Origin of the sequence: Salinicoccus luteus DSM 17002 (assembly GCF_000712035.1) — a bacterium.
Lineage (GTDB): Bacteria > Bacillota > Bacilli > Staphylococcales > Salinicoccaceae > Salinicoccus > Salinicoccus luteus.
Map to the genome: position 1 here is coordinate 191,020 of NZ_JONV01000008.1, position 19,571 is coordinate 210,590.

The following is a 19,571-nucleotide window of genomic DNA, read 5'->3' on the forward strand; positions in this document are numbered from 1 at the left end:
CTTATTGACTGAATAATCATTCAATAGAATGCGATTTCTATCTGCAGTAATGATGTCGATTGAAAATTATAATTAAAATTTCATATTTGTTTCACGTATGGAAAGCTGAAATATGTATTAATGGTAGTGAAGATTAATGTGAATTTTTTAATAAATGGGTCATTAAGATGCAATTGAAGGAAAAGTTATTCAAGAGGCTGGAAGAGAAGGAAGAACGGATGGTGGAAATCCGCCGCCATCTGCATGAGAATCCGGAACTGTCGTTTGAAGAAGCGGAGACGGCAAAGTACATCCTCGATTTCTATAAGGATCAGGATGTGACGGTCAAATCCGAAGTCGGGAATGGCCATGGCATCATCGTGGAGATCGAAGGGAAGGGCAAGGGTCCGGTGATTGGACTGCGTGCGGACTTTGATGCACTGCCGATCCAGGAGCAGGCGGATGTGCCGTTCAAATCCAAAAATGACGGTGTAATGCATGCATGCGGACATGACGCGCATACGGCGTATCTCCTGATACTGGGTGAAACACTGATCGAGCTGAAGGATGAATGGAACGGTACGATCAAACTGATCCACCAGCATGCTGAAGAAGTGCCGCCGGGCGGGGCGAAGAGCATCGTGGAATCGGGTGAACTCGACGATCTGGATGAAATCTACGGCATCCATGTCCTGCCGACGATCGATCAGGGTGAAATCGGACTCGTGAAGGGGAATGCACTCACCGGGCGTTCGAATTTCGACCTCAAGATAAAAGGGCAGGGCGGCCACGGTGCTATGCCGCATACGACGAAGGATGCCCTCGTTGCTGGCGCCTACTTCATCACCAATGCCCAGACGATCATTTCTAGATTTTCCAATCCCATGCATTCGACGGTGCTGTCCGTGACGGCCTTCGATGCACCGGGCGGCTATAACGTCATCCAGGACAGCGTCACATTGAGGGGGACAGCGCGGTATCTCGAGACTGACAGCAAGGAGTTCCTCTACGAATCGATGAAGAAGGCCGTGCAGAGCATTGAAGACATGTTTGATGTCGAATGTGAGCTGGACTACGTCTATGATTATCCTGTAACCCATAACCATGCGGAACAATGCGAGTTCCTGGAGGAGATCCTCATGGCGTCCGAGGGGACATATTTCGACAAGTATACAAACCCTGAACCCCAGTCCGCCTCCGAAGACTTCGCCTACTATCTGGAGAAGATACCGGGCGTATTCCTGTTCGTCGGGGCGAAGCCGGAAGGGGTGGAGACCGCCTATCCGAACCACCATCCGAAATTTGAAGTCAATGAGGACAGTCTCCTGATCTGTGCCAAATCATTGGGTGGGGTTGTACTCAGCCGTCTGGAAAACCTGGACAAGGGTGCCGGAAATGAATAATGAAGCCGGGGAAGTGACGAAACGTTCAGGCAATATGATCATCCTCGGAATCGTGCTTGCGATCCTGACCTATTGGCTGTTTGCCCAGACCTTCCTGAACCTGGGTCCGAATCTGCAGAACACCTTCGACACATCACAGGGTATCATCAACCTGTCGATCAGCCTGACCTCGCTCATCACCGGCATCTTCATGGTGGCTGCCGGGAACCTTTCGGATAAGCTTGGAAAGGTCCGGTTCACCTTCATCGGCATCATACTGAGCATCATCGGTTCCGTGATGCTGATCATCACCGGCAATGCCTACATCATGCTGGCGGGACGTGTCATCCAGGGCTTCTCCGCCGCAATGCTCATGCCGGCGACGATCTCCATACTCAACAGCATATTTGAAGGGGAGAAGCGCCGCGGTGCATTGAGCTGGTGGTCCATCGGTGCATTCGGTGGTACCGGATTCGCCTCGTTCTTCGGCGGCGCCGTCTCCACCTATCTGGGATGGCAGTGGATTTTCATCATTTCCATTGCACTCTCGCTCCTTGCGCTGTTCCTCCTGAAGGAATTGAGGCATCACACTGTGCCACTGCCAAAAGGTGGATTGTCATTCGACTATGCAGGACTTGCGCTCTTCACCATCCTAATGGCGGCACTCAGTGTGTTCATCACCCAGGGTGACACAGTCGGATGGCTCAGTCCCATCTCGCTTGCACTGATTGCGGTGGTCCTGGCCAGTGCATTCGTCTTCTACAGGGTCGAGAAGAAGAAGGACAAGCCGTTCATCGACTTCTCGCTCTTCGCCAACCGCTCCTACACGGGCGTCGCCTCAGGGAACTTCCTGCTGAACATGTCCGTCGGGAGCATCGCAGTGTTCAACATCTACACACAGTCGAACCTTGGGTTGACTGCATTCGAGTCGGGACTGGTGACACTGCCGTACGTGATCCTTCTGCTGCTGCTCGTACGGGTAGGGGAGAAGAGCATCGCCAAGTATGGACCGAAGAAGGCATTGATGGCCGCACCGGTACTGCTTTCGGTCGGCGTGGTCTTCCTGACGCTGACGTTCTTCGATGGGCTCGGGTTCATCATCAGCGCACTGATTGGATTTTCATTCTTTGGTGCGGGCGTCGGACTGTTCGCCACCCCTGCACTGGATACCGCAGTGTCCTCACTGCCATCGGATAAGACAGGTGTCGCATCCGCTATATTCAAAATGGCGTCGACATTGGGACAGGGGTTCGGCATCGCAATCCTCGTCTCGGTCTATTCCCTGCTGAACGGCCTGTTCGGCATCGAGTGGGCGGCGAGCGGCGCCTTCATGGTGAACATCGCCATCATCATCACGGCATTCCTCTTCATCAAAGTATTCCTGCTGGAAAAAGTGGAGGAAATTTTAGAATGAATTGAAAATTGCCCATGCTCCAAAACTGGAGCGTGGGCAATTTTTTATGAGGTATCCGTTTCGCTATCGGGGAAACAAGTCAGCTGTGCAGCACCTGAATGATGTCCGTCCGGGTGACGATGCCGACCGGCTGCCCATCCTCCATCACCGGCAGCCGGCCGATATTGTGGGTGATGATCAATTCTTCGATCTCCTCCATGGTAGTATCCGGCTTGATGGTGACCGGGTCTTCACGCATGAATGCCTTGACGGGAGCATGGCCCAGATTATGACGATTCGCCTTGTCGATATCCCGCAGCGTGATGATGCCGATCAGACTGCCGTCTTCCATGACGGGACACCCGGAGTATCCACGCTGTTCGATCAGACTTTCGACATCTTCGACTCTGGTATCGGGCGTAATGGTTTCGACAGGATGCGACATGATGTCGCGGGCGATGACCGCCTTTTTCAAAATAAGGTCAAGATGATCATCCACCTGTGCCACCACATCCTCCAGTTCACTTTTCCGGACTGTGGCCGAACCCGCCCGGGGATGTCCGCCGCCCCCGAATGCTTCAAGCAGGGGACGCAGGTCGATTCTGTTCGAATTCCCGCGGCCGACGATGTGTACATGCTTCTCCATCTTGACCACAGTCAGCACGGCATCGGCGCCGCTCAGTTCGAGCAGTTTGTCGGTGATCGTCGCAAGCTCTATCAGAAAGCCATCGATCTGGTGGGCACTGACGATCAGCGTCAGCCCATCCTGATCGATCGTCTTTGCATCGCTGAACAATTGGGTCAATAGGTGCTGCTGGTCGGGGTTCAGCTTATAGTCGGAGAACCGCTGGATCACTTCTAGGTTCATATCCTGTTCCAGCAGGAAGCTCGCGGCGATGAAGTCCCGGCTGGTGGTGTTCGGGAATGTGAAGGCGCCTGTATCCGTATAGATGCCGAGGCCGAAGAGGGTGGCTTCAAGCGGCGACACGGGAAGCCCCCGCTTTATGATCTCTTCGATCAGCAGGGTCACCGTCGCACCGACCGGTTCTATTACTTCATGATTGCTTTTGACATTATTTTCGCCCGGCGTATGGTGATCATAGACGGTGATGGTCATCTGTCCTTCATCGAGTTTGCCGGTGTGGTTGCCGAGCCTTGATATGGACGCTACATCCACCAGGATCATATCGGTCACTTCCGTCCAGTCGACATGCGTATCCTCGATCAGGTCGAAGCTGTCCCTGTAGATGGCGAGGAACTGCCTGACAGGAGCGGTCTGTTCATTCGGGATGACGACTGCTGCGTCCGGATGGAGCCTGCTTGCTGCAATCAATGAAGCAAGCGCATCAAAATCGGTGTTCACATGTGAAATGATCACCTGCATCTGCATCACCTCCGTACCACGTAGTCATTGATTCAATTATATCACTACATCAGGAATGAAAATATTCATATTATATTTTTCAGCTGGATAACAAAAAAATCCGCATCACCTCAGAGAGGTGATGCGGATTTTGAATGGGATGGAGATCTTACCACCAGTTGTTCGCTTGACGGAATTGGATTGCTGCTTCTACGGAACCGTAACGTTCAACAGCATAGTCGAGCATGCCTTCAGTCTGTGTTTCTACAGAACCAGTGCCCCAATATTCCTTCGTCTGACCAAGGCCTCTGTAGCCGAGTTCATTGACGGCCTGCGGGTTACCGCTGGATTCAGGCATTACGATGTGCTGCCACATTGCTTCTGAACCGCCTGCTGCGAGGAACTGTTCCTTAGTGGAACCGTTCGCTGCTGGTGCTGCTGCCTGTACATCTTCAACCTGCTGTGTCTGTTGTACCGGCTCTTCTTCAACAACCTGAGGTGCCTCTTCTTGAGTTACCGTTTCAGCTGGCTGTTGTGGCGCAGCTTCCTGTGTTTTTTCTTCAGTCACCTGCGGTGCCGCTTGTTGAGGCGCCTCTTGTGGTGCTGCCTCAGCCACTTCCGGTGTTTCTACGCTGTAGCCGCCATAGGACCATGTATATTGTGTACCATTGGATTCGAAGTTGTAGTTGACGCCATCAACAGTGAAGTTGTAGCTGTATTCACCTTCGTGGATTGGTGCATTGTTCAGTGTGCTTGAGTTGTTCTGCGCCATCTGCGCAAGTTCAGCTTTATTGATTTCTGAAGCTTCTGCATTCTGGTCGGCTGCGATGCCGGATACGCCAAGTCCAAGTGCGAGTGTCGTCGTCAGTATTGTTTTCTTCATAAAAAAATCTCATCCTCCATGAATGGGTATATTATTTATCAATCGGTTGTTTTTAATCTTCAGGGTGCATCACGTTTTGATGTCCTGCTTTTTCCAAGACAAGACACACTATAACACGTGTATTCCCGCCTGTGGTTACAGGCAAATAATAATGATATTACAAAATACACCGGTGTCTGTAATGTGGAGATATGACTGTAATATTTGAGAAAATTCAATACTGGAACGTTCATCGTCTGCCAGCTTCAAATAAAAATGCCTCCGGACCAATAGATTGGCCGGAGGCTCTGACTATGATGTTCTGGGTCTAGAAATCCACATCGTTCGGGTCCATGCCGGAGAAGCCGACATTTTCCATCGCATCGATCGTCTTCATGTCCTGCTCCATGATTTCGAAATCGAAGATGTCTGTGTTCTCTTCGATGCGGGATGGGGTGACGGATTTCGGCAGTGGCAGCACATCGTTCTGCAGTACATATCTGATGCACAGCTGTGCGACGGACTTTTCGTACTTATCGGCGATCTTTGTAAGGTCTTCATTCTCGAGCAGGCGGCCGGAACCGATCGGGCTCCATGCTTCGACCAGGATGTCATGCTTCCTGCAGAGGTCGACGACCGCATCCTGAGTGTAGCCCGGGTGGTATTCGATCTGGTTGACCATCGGCTTCACTTCCGCATCAAGGAGTGCCTCCAGATGGTTCGTCATGAAGTTGGAGACGCCGATGGCCTTTATTTTTCCTTCTTTATATAGCTCGGTCATCGCCTTCCATGTATCCAGGTTGATCTCTTTCCAGTCGTCGAACTGCTTTTCGTTCGCCGGCCAGTGGATGAGATAGAGGTCGAGGTAGTCCGTGCCCAGTTCTTTGAGTGTATTCTCGAAGGCCTGCTTCGTATTTTCATAGCCACGGTCTTCATTCCACAGCTTGCTGGTGATGAAGATGTCTTCACGGGCAATCCCCGATTCCCTGATCGCCTTGCCGACGCTGCCTTCATTCTTATAGGCCGCTGCCGTATCTATATGACGGTAGCCGGATACGAGCGCCTGCTTGACGGCATTCACTGCCGTCTCGCCGTCCGGCGTCTGCCATGTGCCGAAACCGACCTTCGGGATTTCGACTCCGTTGGATAGTTTGAATGTACTAGTCAAATGTTCCATATCTATACCCCTTACATTTTCTGGTTTGTGGTGCAGAATTCATTCTACCACTCATGAAAATTGATGGGTAATGATGTGCACTCAGACACTTAGAGCAGTTAGGGGAAAGATGGTATGATGAAATCAAGCTATATTCGATAGTATAAGGAGAGTGTTTATGAATATGAAGGAAGAGTATAAACGCTGGGCTAAAGATTACGCAGGAGAGAAAGTGGGTTCTTGGTATAGTCCATATCTGGAAGAATTGGGGATAAAGCTAAAGAAGTACAATATACAATCAGACACGAAGGATAACTTCTTCAATTATGAGATTTATGAGGAGTTTCTGCCTATATATAAGTCAATAACGGGGGAAAATGAAGAAGATGTTGAAAAGATACTTTCGGGAGCAAATAAGAGATATCCAAGTAAGTTTAGAGATAAAGCACTAATATATAGGAGCGAAATAGCGCGAGAACAAGTTGAAAGTAATATAAGAAGTAGACCGGAAGATATGGGCGGGATTCCTGAGCTGGGAGCATTATTGCGAAGTTACCTAAAGTTTTTATACTATAAAGACTATCCTGAAGGAAAGTTTCCAGAGGACGAACATGGAACATTCAAACTTGATAAGAACATAAGATATTGGATGCTTCAACCTGGTCGGGGAGCTGAATACTGGGAGACATTTTATGAAAAAGGTTATATTGCCATTGGTTGGGGTTACTTGGGGGATCTTAGTAATTTTAATAACCGTAATGAAATAAAAAACTACATGAAAGATTATGAGAACCTGAATAATTCCCCTTGGAACAACTCGCTCGCTACATGGGATTTTGCCAGAGTAATGAAGCCTGGAGACATCGTATATGTTAAAGAAGGCACTAGAAAAATTATAGGGAAGGGTAGAATTACGGGAGAGTATGTGTATGATGATCAATTGGAAGAATACAAGCATACCCGACAGGTGAAATGGTTGGAAAAAGGGGAGTGGAAGTTGGACGACCCTATTACTATAAAGACTTTGACTGATTTCACCAAATATCCGGATTGGATCTTAAAGTTTGAAAATAGAATAAAACAACGGGGGACGGAGTTCTCGGTTCTACAACAGGAGTTTGAGGAGTGGTTATTGACCCAAAAGAAAGAAGATGGAGAGAATCTCGATATATCTGAAGTACAATCAAGAATCGCTACTTTATTGGATTTTGAAAAAGATTTTTCGATTTCTATTTTTAATGAAACTAATACTGAAACACTAGAAGAGCTTAAAGAAAAAATTCTTCTTCAGCAGAGTGAAGGGATCTATCAAGAACATATTTCCAATGCTGTTATCAGTATTGAAAGTTTTATAAGGTTTCTAAAAACCAGACCTGAAGAATATACGGGTACTACCCCCTACGTAAATGAAGATTTTCTGGAAGAAGTGTTCATGAATGAGGCTGATCTTAATCGTCTACAATCGATTTTGAAACGTAAGAAAAATTTGATACTGCGTGGTGCACCAGGAGTAGGCAAAACATTCATTGCAGATCGTTTAGCATACTCTCTTATGGGTGAAGCGGACGACTCGAGAATTCATTTTGTTCAATTCCACCAAAGTTATAGCTATGAAGAATTTGTAGAAGGCTTCCGCCCCAAGAGAGATGGAAAAGGTTTCTCTCTATCTACCGGGCCTTTTATCGATTTCTGCGAGAAAGCCTCCCAGGATGATCGGCCCTATTTTTTTATCATCGACGAAATTAATCGTGGGAACATGAGCCGTATCTTTGGCGAATTGATGATGTTGATAGAGTCGGACAAACGTGGGCAAGAAATTAATTTGCTTTATTCAAATAGGAAGTTCTATGTGCCTAAAAATATCTATATCATTGGTACAATGAATACGGCTGACAGAAGTTTGGCGATGCTCGACTACGCATTGAGAAGGAGGTTCGCCTTCTTCGATCTGGAACCTGCATTTGACACACCGACATTCTATAGCTTCATTGAAATCTATCAGAACCCCTTTCTGATCAACCGTTTCATCCCACAAGTCAAAAAGTTGAATGTGAAGATAAAGGACACATTCGGGCCAGGTTTCCAAATAGGACACAGCTATTTCATCGACCCGTCCTTAAAGGAAGATACAAGGGATGCCCTATACGAAATATTGGAATATGAAATAAAGCCCCAGCTCGAAGAATATTGGTTTGACGACTTGGACATCGTAGAGGCTGAATACGGTAAATTGAAGGATGTCCTGGATGAATAACCCGACCGGCATTCCAATCAGAAACATATTCTATATGCTCAGCTATGCTTACCGTTCATTGAAAATAGAAGATGAATCATCGTATTCAACTGAAACATTCAAAAACCTGACTGAACTTTATACAGAACTGTTGATCATCAGCACTACCAAAATAGTCAAGCGTGGAATGTGGAAGGAATACAGGGAAGTCAAAGAAGATTCCACTTTCATCCGGGGGAAAATTGATATTGGGGAAACGATGGGCGTCTCCAACACCTTGAAACATAAGATTGCGGTACAGTACGACGAACTTACTGAGAACAATTTACTGAACCAGATCCTCAAATCAGCTCTTCTGAAGCTTGCGATACACGGAGACACTGGGACTGAACATAGAAAGAAGTTGAGAAATCTTCTTGTCTTTTTTACAGGTGTAGAGGAAATTACGTTGAATTCTGAGTTATGGAGTCATATACGGTTTACGAACCAAAACATGTTCTACCAGCTGCCAATTGACCTGTGCCAATACCTTTATGAAGGGTTGTTGGTGGGGGAGGATGGCTACTCCCATAATCAACAGGCAATTAAGGATGAGCAGCAATTATCTTCTCTATTCGAAAAGTTTGTGTTCAACTTCTACAGGAAGGAAACAGATTATAAGGTCTATAGGCCGCAAATAAACTGGGATACAGCTGGTGGGTATTCAGAAGGATTGCCTGTCATGAAAACTGACGTTGTTTTAAAGAAAGGGGCCAATACCCTAATCATCGATACAAAGTTTTATCAGCAGAACATGACAAGTTTCAATGAAAAATCCTCCCTGAAGCATCTATCGGGCAACATGTATCAGATATTTTCCTATTTGGAAAACTATAATGAAAAAGAAGAGGAGACGGTCAGTGGATTACTGCTGTATGCCAAGACCAATACAGCTGTTCAGCCAAACAACTCGTATATGATTAAAGGTAAAAATATACGTATCGAGACACTGGACCTTTCACTCGATTTCCATAAGATGGAGGAACAACTGCTTGAAATGGCTGAACGTAGCTTAAAGTGATGACTAATCAATGTGAGAAGAGGAATGCATATGGAACTGTACCGTTATGAAGGGGAGTTGGATGCCACACCGGAAGAAATCTTCCAAGTGGTGAATGATGACGAAAAGCTTAAATCCTGGAGCCCAATATTCGAAGGGAATGAATACCTGACAGAAGAGAAACGCGGCGCGGGAGCAAAGTTCAGGACGCGTATGAAGGTGCTGAACCGGACATATCAGTTCCGGTCGGAAATCATCGAGTATGAAGTGGAGCGGTACATCAAGGTGAAGACTGCCCTTAGGCAGGGAGACATCATCTCGGACTTCAGGCTTGAACCTTTGGAAAGTGGCGTTACGAAGGTCAGGGTGACGAGCCATTTCGACACCGAGAGCCGTAGGTACAAGCTTGTGTTGAAGGGGGTAAAGACTGTCATGAAGCGGGTGCTGGATCATCAGATGAAGAAACTTGGGGATGTAGTGGAAACATGAAAACAGTCTGGAAAATATATTCCAGACTGTTTTTGTTTACATTATTACAGCAATTCGAACTTGAGCAGATCGATGACGCCGCTTGAATGCGTGGGGAAAGCCTGACATCATTTGATGTGGCATCGTGATTACATCAGGCCATTGAATTTACCTTTTGGTTTGTCCGTGTCTTCAGCCAGCGCTGCGCGCAGCGTCTCTTCGAGTTTCACAATCGTTTCATGTGCTTCCCGGTACTCGGAAATGTCCAGGTGTTCATGGCCAAGGCATTCGGCGATGGCCTGCTGGATCGGCTCCTGTGCATCGCGTCCCTTGTCCTTCAGCCGGATGCCGAGCTGACGCTTGTCCTGCGGTGACTTCTCGCGGATGATCCAGCCCGCCTGTTCTATACGGCGGAGCAGGGGGGTCAGCGTATTGCTTTCGAGATGCAGCCGTCTGCCGATCTGATGGAGCGTCTGATGGTCTTCTTCCCACAGGGCGAGCAGCACCAGGTATTGCGGGTAGGTCAGGTTGAACTCCGACAGCGCCTTCTGGTAGAACTTCGTGAACAGCCGGCTCGTGTTGTAGACGGAAAAGCACAGTTGGTTGGCGAGTTTGATATCTTCCATGAATATACCCCTCCTTCAAATAATTAATCGTGCACGATTGATTAAAGTGTAGGACAGATAAGTGTAAGGTTCAAATCTTATGCCTATAAAGAAAATGCCCCGGACCAGCGTGTCCGGAGCAGCAAAGAACCTATTTTTCATCAGGTGGCAGGTTTCGCATCATTTGACTCTGCAGATTGGTGCATCACATTAAACAGCAGGAGGGAAGAGAGGATATATATCGGAAAGATCATCATGCCGGCGAGCATGAACAGCCCCACTACGGGCGGCGGGACATCGCCCCGATCTGTGATGGGAAGCAGGTGATTGAATATCTGCAGTCCGATATAGTAGTAGGGGAACCATAGGATGCCTGAAAGGTAGATCATCCTGCCTGTATTTCTTTGGAACAGATAAATGCAGACGCCTGAAATCAGCAGGAGCATGAACATCAGGATGATCGAGAGGATGATGACTGTGTCCATCCCGATACTGACCAGCCTAGACAGCCGATAGGTGTTGAGCATCAATTGGATGCCGCCGAGGAACAGAAGGCCGAGGATCAGACTTAATAGATTGGTTTTAAGGAAATGGATGGTACCTTCTCCCTTCAGTCTCATAAAAAATTTTATTCAAGAAGTTTTAATTGCTTTTATAGAACCCCACATATCCATCCAGGGAAAAATTGCTGCCTACCCTATGACGTCCACCCGTTTTAATATCCAGCTTCGAAATGGTGCCGGTATATAATTTTTCATTCTGTTCATGTCGGGTAAAATCCCTGAATTCCATTGCCAATGACGCTTCATCATCTTCATTCTTCAAATCCAGACTCAATGTATCATTTTCCAAAGAATAATCTCCTTCAAATGTCTTTCCTCCTGATCTTACCTCGACCGTATCCGATGATTTGAAATCGAATTCCAAACTAGAAGAAGGGTTGAAGTTGTCTGAAGCGATGTCTTCGGGAGAAATAACAGGCGTCCATGAAAAAATACTGAAAACTTCTCCCTCCAGCTCATTACTGGTATCTGAACATGCACCCAATACCAAAGCTGAAAATGCGAATAAAGTGACAAACACTTTTTTCATCTGATTACCTTCTTTCATTAATTTTCACAGGAGTCGAATGATTATAGACTGTACCAATGTAATGACAGAATCATGATCAATACAATGACTTCAATACCGAGTATGCCTTTAAGGAATATGTCTGCAGGAGAATTTTTAGCGTTTTTTCCACTGGTGTTGAATCGGTGTGAGCGATTGACATATATCAGGACAAGTGTGAAAAAAAGTATGGGCAGTAAAATTTCCAAGTATTCCATATGTATCTCTCCCTTTATTTCAGAATAGACAAGAGCACGTTGCAAAACAATGGTATGTAAATAATTGTCATGATTTTTGCATATGTGGAATGATTTCCGTAAGCGGCTGTGTGAATTGCCGCGGTACAATTGAATTCTCAATACAATACCTCTAATATTAAGGCAACAGAGATGACGGAGCAGGAGGAGAAACATGAAGAAGAAGGAACAGATGGCCGCACTGGTTGAAGGGCATGCAGGCATGCTGCGCTGCCCGATATGCGGGGGTGCAATGCATGTTGAAGCACTAAAAAGCCTCGCGTGCGAAAACAATCATTCATTCGATTTCGCAAAGCAGGGTTATGTAAACATGATGACCCGGCCGGTGAAGACACAATATGATAAAAATCTGTTCCAGCATCGGCGGGCGTTCATTTTGGAAAGCGGATTCTATCGTCAGATGCATGAGGAAGTATCGGGGATCATCAGACGGCTTCCGGGCAGGCCATTGGTGCTTGATGCAGGCAGCGGGGAAGGCTCGCACCTTGATCGGATACTGGATGGCGTGGATGGTGTCGGCATCGGCGTCGACATCGCCAAGGAGGGCATCATGCTGGCGGCGAAGCATTACCCTCATTCCATATGGTTCGTCGGAGATTTAGCGAAGCTGCCTATCCGGGACGGAAGCATGGATGCGATCGTGAATATCCTGTCGCCTGCAAACTATGCCGAGTTCAACCGCGTCCTCTCACCGGACGGGCTGGTCGTGAAGGTCGTGCCGGAGTCCGGATATCTCAAGGAATTGCGTGAGGCGCTGTACAGGGACACCGACAGGGAGACATACGACAACACCGGCACCGTATCCCTTTTCGAGGAAAACTATGAGGTTGTGGAGCGGCGGCGTGTGACGGATGAAGTGACGCTCGACCGTGCGGCACTCGAACATTTGATAGAGATGTCGCCGCTGGCATGGAACCATGCGCCCGGTGAACTGGATGATTTCATCGCCGCGGAGAAGACGGTGACCATCGACCTTGAAATACTGGTCGGGCGCAGGTGAATCAGCCGCTGGCTCGGTTCATAGATCCGACTGGTCCCTGCTGTTGAGCCGGTGATGAAGTATGAGGTAGACCAACAGGCCGGTCATATAGCCTGCGACTGTTCCGGCAGCCAAAGTATAGATCATAATTTCAGCGTTGATCACGAGACCCGCGATCATGCCGATGAGGGTGCCTGCCATCATGCCAAAGGGCAATGCCAGTGCAAAGAAGTCTGAGGCACGGTTTTTCCGGGGCATCCTTTTTCACCTTCCTATTCCGAAAATATGCAGGTTCACCTTCATTATGAAAATGATGCCGGTTAAAAGCAAGGGGGCCTTTACGGGTGGATGGAGAGGATTCTGCGGGAACTTACGGAGCGTCGGCCGGCATCAAAATTTCCCGGCAGATGATACAATAAATGGACAACCAATGATAAAGGAGGCGGACTCATGGATGAATGGTACAGGATAGACAACACGGGCAAGATCTTCCATGCGGTCTCCGATACGACGAACTCGTCGGTCTTCCGGGTGGCGATGATCCTGAAGGAGCAGGTCGATCCGGAATGTCTGCAGTCGGCGCTCGATATCGTGGCGGTCCGCTTTCCGACGCTCACCGTCCGGGTGCGCAAGGGCCTGTTCTGGGACTTCATGGAGCACAATGATGAACAGCTGCTTGTAAAGCAGGAGGTGGATCATCCCTGTGCTCCGATCGACAGGAAGGAGAACAATGCCTATCTGATCCGTGTCCTTTATTATGAGCACCGGGTTTCGGTCGAAATCTTCCATTCCCTGACCGATGGCGGGGGTGCGATGGAATTCTTGAAGACGCTGGTCTACCAGTATCTGCGCCTCAAGGGTAATGAGGTCACGGCGGATGATAAGGTGCTTAGGCCCGAGGATTCGCCGAAACGTGAAGAGATGGAGGACAGTTTTGAAAGGTATGCGACATCGCACTCGGTCAGGCGGCCGGAGAAGCGGGGACAGAAGGCCTATCAGATTGAAGGGAAGACGCTCGATCCGCCAGGCATCCATGTCGTACACGGCGTGGTCGATGCATCCGCCCTCAACCGGTATGCCAAGAGCCGGGGGACATCGCTGACCGGCCTGCTCACAAGTGTCCTGATCGATGTCGTTCATGAAGAGAAGATCCGGCAGGGATCCCCTGAAGGGAATGTGGTCGTTGCGCTGCCCATCAGCCTGCGCAGGGCGTTTCCTTCCGAAACGTTGAGGAACTTCTTTTCGGTGGCCAATATCGGTGTGCCGATGGATGGCTATATGCAGTTTGATGAGATCATCAGAACAGTGACGGAGCAGCTCGTGGAAAAGACGGATAAGGCGCGCCTGCAGCAGGGCATCAACCGCTTCGTCTCCCTCCAGAGCAGCCTGTTCATACGTGCGACGCCGGTCCTCCTGAAATATCCCATCATGCGCTTCGGGTTCAATCAGATCGGCGAACGGGCCAAGACGATGACGCTCTCGAATCTCGGGAACATCGCTCTGCCCGAGTCAATGGAACCACATGTGGAACGGATGGAAATCATCCTCTATCCCACAAGGAAAAGCCCGATCAACTGCGGGGTCGGCACACTGAATGACCAGCTGACCGTGACATTCGCCCGGTCGATCGAGGAGAGTACCATCATCCGGTCGTTCTTCCGGCGGCTGCGGCAGATGACGGGGCTTGAAGTCATGGTCTATTCGAATCGATGGGGGGAGGAGCGATGAACCGCTGTCCAGAATGTGATGTCATGACGGCGCACAGGCGGTGTCCGTTGTGTCAGACGGAAGTATCAGAAGCACAGGCGGCCATCCGCTGGTATCCCGATTACGACAGGAAGCAGCAGCGGATCCGCGCCCGCATATCGCGTCTTGCGATTTTCATCGGCCTCCTGGCTGTACTCGTCTGCTTCTTCATCAACCTCATCGTCGTTCCCCAGTTCCTGTGGGTGTTCTATGTGGCGGTCGCCGTATTCTATGCGCTGGTATCGCTGAGCCATACGATCCTCTCGGCCTCGCACATTGGCGGAAAGATCACTGCCCAAGTCATCAGCCTGACCATCGTGCTGCTCGTCATAGATGCCATGTCGGGCGCCGTGCAGTGGTCGGTGGACTATGTCGTGCCGGCCCTCATCATTGCGGGCATCCTGGTGATTACAATCATCATGGTGACGGTGCGCCTGAAGTGGACGGGCTATGTCAGCTTTCTGCTGATGATGATCGGGCTCGGGTTCGTGCCCGCGGTCCTTTACCTGACGGGATTGGCCACGGTACTGTGGCCGAGCCTCGTTGCGGCATTGTATGCAGTCGCGACATTTGCGCTGATGCTGGTCTTCGCCAACCAGGCCTTCATGACGCAGCTTGGTCGCCGGTTCCACCTGTAGCATATTCGGCACGACCAGTTTGATGGAAGCAACATGATCTGAAAGGAATGATTGGATGAATAAAATGCTCAAGGCCTCTCTAGTGCTCGCAGGGGCAAGCGTCCTGTCCTATGCAGGGCGGGCGGTCCTCATCGAAGGCAGGAGTGTCGGGAGCAGGCTGGCCGAGGATATCATCAGGATCGTCAACTTCGACCTCGAAGATGTCGATGCGGAGATGCTTGCCAGAAACTTCAGGGAGAACCGCAGGGAGCACAGGATCCCGGAAGGCATCATGCGGTCGGAAATCGAACCCTTCCAGGAAGCGGGGATGAAAGTGTACAGGATGCGTCCCCGCCGTAGGCGGGGGCACCGCCGGGTCCTCTATCTCCATGGCGGCGGCTATATCCATCAGCCGTCGATATTCCATTGGCTGTTCCTCGACCGCATGGTGCAGGACACAGGCCTCGAGTTCATCGTGCCGATCTATCCGAAGGCGCCGGAACATTCGTTTGAGCGGGCATACATAGCCGTCGCGGCACTCTATCAGAAGCTGCTCGGCGAGTCGGCGGCACCGCCGGTGCTGATGGGGGACTCTGCAGGGGGTGGCCTTGCGATCGGATTCGCCCAATGGCTGTCTGAGGAGGGGCTGCCCATGCCGAAGGGGCTCATCGTCATCTCGCCCTGGCTCGATGTCACGCTGGAGCATCCCGAGATGGACAAGTATGCAAAGCTCGATCCGATGTTGAAGCCCGAGAACCTGAAGGTCATCGGGCGGATCTGGGCGGGGAATTACGACCCGGCCCATTACAGGGTCTCCCCGATCAATGGACCGCTTGAGGGCCTGCCGAAACTCTACATGTTCGTCGGGGAACGGGAAATATGCCTCCCTGATGCACGGAAGTTTGCGCACATGCTCCGGGATGCCGGGGCCGAACATGAGTATTACGAGTATCCGCTGATGAACCATGTCTTCCCGCAGTATCCGATTCCGGAAGGGGCGGAGGCGCGCAGGAAGATGAGAAAGATATTGGAGTCGCTGGAATGAAGATAATAGATTACTACACCCATAGGAAAGCCAGAACAAAATTAAGAGGCCTGTTTTCTGCTATATACAGAAGACAGGCCCTTGAAAATATTGCTTAATTAATGTTCAACTCTTCGGTTCACTACAGTCTCGACTATTTTTGTTTCCATCTGTCAGTTTGAATTAAATACCCAATCGCAATAACAGCAAATACAGTTCCTAAAAAACTAAATAATACCAACATTTCCATCATCCTCAGAGGTCAATATAGTTTCTTTTCTATACCCTGATTTCTGAGTTTGGTGTTTATTGTCCTGCTTTATATCTTATAGATTTGATAAGAAGGATCGTCTTCCCGTCTATAGTTGATGATTAATATATTTGAGGAGCATCTCCTTTCATTTGAAAAAAGTGTTTAATGAATTTTGGGTAAGAGGATACTGATAATGAATTTATCATAGGAGGTGTTTGTATTATGCATAAGGACAGAGAGACTTCCGAACAAAGAGGAGAAAGACTAAGACAGGAAGAGTTGAAAAACAATCCTGCAGGGAATCTGAAGGATGCTTCCGATCGGGCAGGCAGCGGCAGTCTGGCCGATATGGCAGGGAGTCTCGGCTGGAAGGGTCTTGGCCTGCTCATTCTGCTGTTCGTGATCGGGCTGGTAGCCGGTCTTGTCTTTTTCTGAGTCCCATGACAGATCCATGCATCAAAGACGGAGGCGGGGCGCGTACTGCGCTCCGCCTTTTTTCAATCCGGTGCCAGATGAAGAAAAACCATCAGCAATGGATTCAAAATGGACGCGATATCGGTTATGATGAAGGCAGTAGAAGATAGAGAAGTGCAGGTGAAGGCTAATGATAACCATCAACGATATAGCGGAAATGGCGGGTGTCTCAAGGACGACGGTGTCCCGGGTGATCAACAGTACGGGGTATGTCAGCGAGAAGGCCCGGAAAAGGGTGATGGATGTCATCGAGGAGACGGGCTATGTCCCGAGCCAGCATGCGAAGTCCCTCCGGACGAAGGAGACGAAGATCATCGGGGTGATCCTGCCGAAGATCAGCACGGATACCTCTTCCCGGACAGTGAACGGCATGAACAGCGTGTTCGAGGGCATCGGCTATCAGATCCTGCTGACGACCACGGATCTGGAGAGGCAGAAGGAGATTGAGCATCTGCGTCTGCTGCAGAACCGGCAGGTGGATGGCATCATCCTCATCGCGACGAATGTGGACCAGGCACTGATGGATGAAATCAAAACATCCAAAGTGCCGGTGGTCGTGGTCGGCCAGGAGATGTCCGGCGTGCCGTCCGTCATCTTCGATGACCATGCTGCAGCACGCCGAATGACGGAGCTGCTGATTGAAAAAGGACGCCGGTCGATCGGTTACATCGGTGTGGACGAGGCGGACCGGTCAGTCGGCGTGCAGAGGAAAGCGGGATACCTGGAAGCGATGGCACAGCACGGCATTGAAGTGGAGGATGCCTGGCTGGAGACCGGTGACTTCTCCATCGAATCCGGATATGAAGCGGCGTCACGGATGCTGGAGGCATCATCCAGGAAGGTGGATGCGGTGTTTGCAGCGACCGACAGGATGGGGCTCGGGGCATGGCGGTACATCAGGCGCCACGGTTATGATATCCCCGGGGATATCGCGATCGTCGGCATCGGCGCTTCCGAAACGTCACGCTTCATCGAACCCGCCCTGACGACGATCGAATACGAATATGAGCAGGCGGGCAGTGTTGCGGCGCGCACGATGATGCAGCTGCTGCAGGGGGAAAAGGGCGTCTCAGAAAAAAAAGTGCTTGACTTTAAGTTGGTTGAGCGCGATAGTATATAGTAAGAATGAAAGCGGAATCATGCGCCTTCATTTTTTCTTCCACAAATGTGGAATCGATTCCCTAATTCAGATAATTAAGATAAAAGGAGTGTTGAAATGTCGGATAACAGCAGAATCGCCAAGGAAATCATCGAAGCTGTAGGCGGAGAGGAGAACATCTCTTCCGTCGCCCATTGCGCTACACGACTGCGACTGATCATAGAAGACAGAACCAAGATCGACCAGGAGGCGGTCGAGAACATCGACAAGGTGAAAGGGGCCTTCTACAATTCCGGGCAGTACCAGGTCATCCTTGGGACCGGCACGGTCAACCGGATCCATGATGAGATGGTCAAATCCGGATTTGAAGGCACCACGAAGTCGGAAGCGAAGAAGGAGGGGGCCAAGAAGGGTAATGTCGTCCAGCGGGCCATCCGTGCATTCGGTGATGTCTTCGTACCGATCATCCCGATCCTCGTTGCCACCGGTCTTTTCATGGGTCTGCGCGGACTCGTCCTGCAGGAGGAGGTACTCGCCCTGTTCGGCATGACGGCCGATGACATCTCGGACAACTTCATCCTGTTTACTGAAATACTGACGGATACCGCCTTCATCTTCCTGCCGGCACTTGTGGCATGGTCCACATTCCGCGTGTTCGGCGGGACGCCGATCATCGGACTTGTGCTTGGTCTGATGCTCGTCAGTCCATCCCTGCCAAATGCATGGGATGTTGCAGGCGGCGGTGTCGAGCCGATCATGTTCGCCGGTTTCATTCCCGTCGTCGGCTATCAGGCATCCGTACTGCCGGCCTTCATCGCCGGCATCATCGGGGCCAAAGTGGAGCGCTTCATACGGAACAGGACACCGGAGTCGCTGGACCTGATAGTCACGCCGTTCCTGACGCTGCTCATCATGATCACGCTGGCGCTCTTCCTGATCGGTCCGATCTTCCACGCGCTGGAAGGGGTCATCCTGGATGTGACGCTCTCCGTACTCGCCTGGCCTTTCGGAATCAGCGGCATACTGATCGGTGGTCTGAACCAGATCATCGTCATCACCGGTGTGCACCATATCTTCAACCTGCTTGAAATCCAACTGCTCGATGAGCTTGGCGTCAACCCGTACAATGCGATCATCACAGCCTCCGTTGCCGCCCAGGGTGGCGCGACACTCGCCGTCGGCCTGAAGACGAAGTCGAAGAAGCTCAAGGCGCTTGCGCTGCCGTCGTCATTTTCAGCATTCCTCGGCATTACGGAGCCGGCCATATTCGGTGTGAACCTGCGCTACATCTGGCCGTTCGTCATGGGCCTCATCGGCGGTGCCGCCGGCGGGTTCGTGGCCTCCATCTCAGGGTTGGCGGGAACAGGCATGGCGATCACCGTCATCCCGGGAACGCTGCTCTATCTGAATGAAAACATCTTCATGTACATCCTCGTCAATGTTGTGGCAATCGGCGTGGCCTTCACGTTGACATGGCTGTTCGGCTATTCCGATAAGAAGGCGGAAGAAATCACTGAAGAGTAGAAGGAGTT

19 protein-coding genes are annotated in these 19,571 nt (G+C 50.0%); 12 read left to right on the forward strand and 7 right to left on the reverse strand.

The genetic code is table 11. The annotated features are described in order from the left end of the window. Positions 1 to 167 precede the first annotated feature (167 nt). Entirely contained in the window at positions 168 to 1,382 is a 1,215-nt protein-coding gene (locus tag BO53_RS0105755) for an amidohydrolase (RefSeq protein ID WP_031546446.1), read from the forward strand. Beyond that, positions 1,375 to 2,775: an MFS transporter gene (locus tag BO53_RS0105760; RefSeq protein WP_031546449.1), complete on the forward strand. Its 1,401-nt coding sequence runs from the start codon at positions 1,375 to 1,377 to the stop codon at positions 2,773 to 2,775. The genes BO53_RS0105755 and BO53_RS0105760 overlap by 8 nt, the downstream gene beginning before the upstream one ends. Before the next feature lie 79 nt (positions 2,776 to 2,854). Here BO53_RS0105760 and BO53_RS0105765 read toward each other — a convergent pair whose 3' ends face one another. The 3 genes from BO53_RS0105765 to BO53_RS0105775 all read right to left on the reverse strand — a co-directional run bounded on the left by BO53_RS0105765 (position 2,855) and on the right by BO53_RS0105775 (position 6,156). Beyond that, the gene (locus BO53_RS0105765; RefSeq protein ID WP_051683030.1) at positions 2,855 to 4,138 is read right to left on the reverse strand and encodes a CBS domain-containing protein; all 1,284 of its coding nucleotides are present in this window, start codon (positions 4,136 to 4,138) and stop codon (positions 2,855 to 2,857) included. 148 nt (positions 4,139 to 4,286) lie between these two features. Continuing rightward, on the reverse strand, positions 4,287 to 5,000 hold the full coding sequence (locus tag BO53_RS0105770; protein ID WP_031546455.1) for an aggregation-promoting factor C-terminal-like domain-containing protein: 714 nt from the start codon (positions 4,998 to 5,000) through the stop codon (positions 4,287 to 4,289). Positions 5,001 to 5,307: 307 nt separating this feature from the next. Then, on the reverse strand, positions 5,308 to 6,156 hold the full coding sequence (locus BO53_RS0105775) for an aldo/keto reductase (protein WP_031546458.1): 849 nt from the start codon (positions 6,154 to 6,156) through the stop codon (positions 5,308 to 5,310). A 163-nt stretch (positions 6,157 to 6,319) separates the two neighbouring features. Here BO53_RS0105775 and BO53_RS13560 point away from each other — a divergent pair, with 163 nt between their 5' ends. Genes BO53_RS13560 through BO53_RS0105790 form a run of 3 tightly spaced genes read left to right on the forward strand, consistent with a single transcriptional unit; the run spans position 6,320 to position 9,896 of the window. Continuing rightward, positions 6,320 to 8,389: an AAA family ATPase gene (locus BO53_RS13560; protein ID WP_245608201.1), complete on the forward strand. Its 2,070-nt coding sequence runs from the start codon at positions 6,320 to 6,322 to the stop codon at positions 8,387 to 8,389. After that, positions 8,382 to 9,428 carry a 5-methylcytosine restriction system specificity protein McrC gene (locus BO53_RS0105785; RefSeq protein ID WP_031546461.1) on the forward strand — a complete coding sequence of 349 codons (1,047 nt, stop codon included), beginning with the start codon at positions 8,382 to 8,384 and terminating at the stop codon, positions 9,426 to 9,428. Before BO53_RS13560 ends, BO53_RS0105785 begins: the two co-directional genes overlap by 8 nt. A gap of 30 nt (positions 9,429 to 9,458) precedes the next feature. Continuing rightward, positions 9,459 to 9,896 (forward strand): SRPBCC family protein, encoded by a 438-nt coding sequence (locus BO53_RS0105790; RefSeq protein ID WP_031546464.1) that lies wholly within the window; start codon positions 9,459 to 9,461, stop codon positions 9,894 to 9,896. A 128-nt stretch (positions 9,897 to 10,024) separates the two neighbouring features. On the opposite strand, the gene BO53_RS0105795 is transcribed toward BO53_RS0105790, so the two are convergent. The 3 genes from BO53_RS0105795 to BO53_RS0105805 all read right to left on the reverse strand — a co-directional run bounded on the left by BO53_RS0105795 (position 10,025) and on the right by BO53_RS0105805 (position 11,572). Beyond that, a complete protein-coding gene (locus BO53_RS0105795) occupies positions 10,025 to 10,507 on the reverse strand; it encodes a MarR family winged helix-turn-helix transcriptional regulator (RefSeq protein ID WP_156956102.1) in 483 nt (160 codons plus the stop codon). A 134-nt stretch (positions 10,508 to 10,641) separates the two neighbouring features. After that, complete coding sequence (locus BO53_RS0105800; RefSeq protein ID WP_031546469.1) at positions 10,642 to 11,100, reverse strand: hypothetical protein; 459 nt, start codon at positions 11,098 to 11,100, stop codon at positions 10,642 to 10,644. Positions 11,101 to 11,122: 22 nt separating this feature from the next. Further along, positions 11,123 to 11,572, reverse strand: coding sequence for a hypothetical protein (locus tag BO53_RS0105805; protein ID WP_031546472.1), 450 nt, complete (start codon positions 11,570 to 11,572; stop codon positions 11,123 to 11,125). Positions 11,573 to 12,001: 429 nt separating this feature from the next. On the opposite strand from BO53_RS0105805, the gene BO53_RS0105815 reads away from it, so the two are divergent. Continuing rightward, positions 12,002 to 12,847 carry a putative RNA methyltransferase gene (locus tag BO53_RS0105815; protein ID WP_031546478.1) on the forward strand — a complete coding sequence of 282 codons (846 nt, stop codon included), beginning with the start codon at positions 12,002 to 12,004 and terminating at the stop codon, positions 12,845 to 12,847. A gap of 18 nt (positions 12,848 to 12,865) precedes the next feature. Here BO53_RS0105815 and BO53_RS0105820 read toward each other — a convergent pair whose 3' ends face one another. Beyond that, complete coding sequence (locus BO53_RS0105820) at positions 12,866 to 13,084, reverse strand: hypothetical protein (protein ID WP_031546482.1); 219 nt, start codon at positions 13,082 to 13,084, stop codon at positions 12,866 to 12,868. A gap of 192 nt (positions 13,085 to 13,276) precedes the next feature. Here BO53_RS0105820 and BO53_RS0105825 point away from each other — a divergent pair, with 192 nt between their 5' ends. The 6 genes from BO53_RS0105825 (at position 13,277) to BO53_RS0105855 (ending at position 19,563) form a co-directional block, all read left to right on the forward strand. Next, positions 13,277 to 14,554 (forward strand): alcohol acetyltransferase, encoded by a 1,278-nt coding sequence (locus tag BO53_RS0105825; protein ID WP_031546484.1) that lies wholly within the window; start codon positions 13,277 to 13,279, stop codon positions 14,552 to 14,554. Then, positions 14,551 to 15,210, forward strand: coding sequence for a DUF6320 domain-containing protein (locus tag BO53_RS0105830; protein WP_031546486.1), 660 nt, complete (start codon positions 14,551 to 14,553; stop codon positions 15,208 to 15,210). Before BO53_RS0105825 ends, BO53_RS0105830 begins: the two co-directional genes overlap by 4 nt. A gap of 55 nt (positions 15,211 to 15,265) precedes the next feature. Next, positions 15,266 to 16,234 (forward strand): alpha/beta hydrolase, encoded by a 969-nt coding sequence (locus BO53_RS0105835; RefSeq protein WP_031546488.1) that lies wholly within the window; start codon positions 15,266 to 15,268, stop codon positions 16,232 to 16,234. Between the two features lie 454 nt (positions 16,235 to 16,688). Further along, the gene (locus BO53_RS0105845) at positions 16,689 to 16,901 is read left to right on the forward strand and encodes a DUF6366 family protein (protein ID WP_031546491.1); all 213 of its coding nucleotides are present in this window, start codon (positions 16,689 to 16,691) and stop codon (positions 16,899 to 16,901) included. 169 nt (positions 16,902 to 17,070) lie between these two features. Beyond that, positions 17,071 to 18,060 (forward strand): LacI family DNA-binding transcriptional regulator, encoded by a 990-nt coding sequence (locus BO53_RS0105850; protein WP_031546494.1) that lies wholly within the window; start codon positions 17,071 to 17,073, stop codon positions 18,058 to 18,060. A gap of 96 nt (positions 18,061 to 18,156) precedes the next feature. Further along, a complete protein-coding gene (locus BO53_RS0105855) occupies positions 18,157 to 19,563 on the forward strand; it encodes a sucrose-specific PTS transporter subunit IIBC (RefSeq protein ID WP_031546497.1) in 1,407 nt (468 codons plus the stop codon). The last annotated feature ends 8 nt before the right edge of the window (positions 19,564 to 19,571 follow it).

Coding starts and splice junctions, on each gene's coding strand:
- BO53_RS0105755 (WP_031546446.1), top strand. CDS start 168: ATGCAATTGAAGGAAAAGTTATTCAAGAGGCTGGAAGAGAAGGAAGAA.
- BO53_RS0105760 (WP_031546449.1), top strand. CDS start 1,375: ATGAATAATGAAGCCGGGGAAGTGACGAAACGTTCAGGCAATATGATC.
- BO53_RS0105765 (WP_051683030.1), bottom strand. CDS start 4,138: ATGCAGGTGATCATTTCACATGTGAACACCGATTTTGATGCGCTTGCT.
- BO53_RS0105770 (WP_031546455.1), bottom strand. CDS start 5,000: ATGAAGAAAACAATACTGACGACGACACTCGCACTTGGACTTGGCGTA.
- BO53_RS0105775 (WP_031546458.1), bottom strand. CDS start 6,156: ATGGAACATTTGACTAGTACATTCAAACTATCCAACGGAGTCGAAATC.
- BO53_RS13560 (WP_245608201.1), top strand. CDS start 6,320: ATGAAGGAAGAGTATAAACGCTGGGCTAAAGATTACGCAGGAGAGAAA.
- BO53_RS0105785 (WP_031546461.1), top strand. CDS start 8,382: ATGAATAACCCGACCGGCATTCCAATCAGAAACATATTCTATATGCTC.
- BO53_RS0105790 (WP_031546464.1), top strand. CDS start 9,459: ATGGAACTGTACCGTTATGAAGGGGAGTTGGATGCCACACCGGAAGAA.
- BO53_RS0105800 (WP_031546469.1), bottom strand. CDS start 11,100: ATGAGACTGAAGGGAGAAGGTACCATCCATTTCCTTAAAACCAATCTA.
- BO53_RS0105805 (WP_031546472.1), bottom strand. CDS start 11,572: ATGAAAAAAGTGTTTGTCACTTTATTCGCATTTTCAGCTTTGGTATTG.
- BO53_RS0105815 (WP_031546478.1), top strand. CDS start 12,002: ATGAAGAAGAAGGAACAGATGGCCGCACTGGTTGAAGGGCATGCAGGC.
- BO53_RS0105820 (WP_031546482.1), bottom strand. CDS start 13,084: ATGCCCCGGAAAAACCGTGCCTCAGACTTCTTTGCACTGGCATTGCCC.
- BO53_RS0105825 (WP_031546484.1), top strand. CDS start 13,277: ATGGATGAATGGTACAGGATAGACAACACGGGCAAGATCTTCCATGCG.
- BO53_RS0105830 (WP_031546486.1), top strand. CDS start 14,551: ATGAACCGCTGTCCAGAATGTGATGTCATGACGGCGCACAGGCGGTGT.
- BO53_RS0105835 (WP_031546488.1), top strand. CDS start 15,266: ATGAATAAAATGCTCAAGGCCTCTCTAGTGCTCGCAGGGGCAAGCGTC.
- BO53_RS0105845 (WP_031546491.1), top strand. CDS start 16,689: ATGCATAAGGACAGAGAGACTTCCGAACAAAGAGGAGAAAGACTAAGA.
- BO53_RS0105850 (WP_031546494.1), top strand. CDS start 17,071: ATGATAACCATCAACGATATAGCGGAAATGGCGGGTGTCTCAAGGACG.
- BO53_RS0105855 (WP_031546497.1), top strand. CDS start 18,157: ATGTCGGATAACAGCAGAATCGCCAAGGAAATCATCGAAGCTGTAGGC.